The organism is Roseateles sp. P5_B10 (assembly GCF_056400485.1).
Genome location: NZ_JBFULE010001223.1, coordinates 1 through 1,111 on the forward strand (window position 1 = coordinate 1; position 1,111 = coordinate 1,111).

At 66.6% G+C, this 1,111-nt stretch carries 1 protein-coding gene; it reads left to right on the forward strand.

Annotation, left to right across the window (positions count from 1 at the left end):
* Positions 1-460: 460 nt before the first annotated feature.
* Positions 461-1,111, forward strand: a 651-nt coding sequence (locus AC1DU6_RS32270; protein ID WP_477862301.1) for a MutS N-terminal domain-containing protein, incomplete at its 3' end; no start/stop codon positions are given.

Genomic DNA, 1,111 nt, shown 5'->3' on the forward strand with positions numbered 1-1,111 from the left:
GGCCAAAGAGCTGCACGCTCCCCGCCTGCTGCGCCTGCACGCCCACAGCCGCAGTGGCCAAGGCCACAAAGCCCACCCTCCAACGTCCTGTCTTCATGGCGGTCTCCATGTGTTGTTGTGCAGGATCCGGGGCCCACCCTGGTGGGACGGGTATTCATAGCACCAAATACACCGCCACAGCAACATAAAACATATCGGTAGGCATCGTTCGCCAGCGCTCGTTCCGTGGGTGACTGATGGCGCTTTGTCCGTCGCGAAGGCCTATTCCAGCGCTCCAGCGGTTCGCCCTTGTCCAGACGGAGGTTGGCAGCCGGCGCGCCTCGTCGGTAAGCCAGGAGCACAGCGAAGGCTCCGTGGCCGTCGGCCGCTCAACCGACGGGCCAGCCTACTTGGCCGCCGCGTAAACTGTCGCCCATTCTGAAGCCCTCCGCCGGGGGGCTTTGTTATTTGCTCGACGCCGATGACCCAGCCCGCTGACTTCAGCGCCCACACGCCCATGATGGCCCAGTACCTGGGCCTGAAAGCCGACTTCCCGGACACGCTGCTGCTGTACCGGATGGGCGATTTCTACGAAGTCTTCTTTGATGACGCGCGCAAGTGCAACGCACTGCTGGACATCACGCTGACGCAGCGCGGCCAGAGCGCGGGGCAGCCCATCGTCATGGCCGGCGTGCCGGTGCACGCGCTGGAGAGTTATCTCGCCAAGCTGATCAAGCTGGGCGAGGCCGTGGCGATTGCCGAACAGGTCGGCGAGGTCGGCGCGAGTAAGGGGCCTGTGGAGCGCAAGGTCGTGCGCGTCGTCACGCCCGGCACCATCACCGACACCGAGTTGCTGGCCGACAAGCAGGACGCCGTGCTGCTGGCCGTCTCCGGCCACGGCCGCCGCCATGGCCTGGCATGGCTGTCCCTGACCCAGGGCGAGATCGGCCTGGCCGAATGCAGCGACGTGGAGCTGCCCGCCTGGCTGGCCCGCCTGTCGCCGGCCGAGGTGCTGGTGAACCGCGAGCAGCAGCCGTCGGGCGTCATGAAGGCGCGCTTCCCGGTCACGAACCGGCCGAGCTGGCAGTTCGACGCCGCTTTGGGCCAGCGCAAGCTGTGCGAACAACTGGCC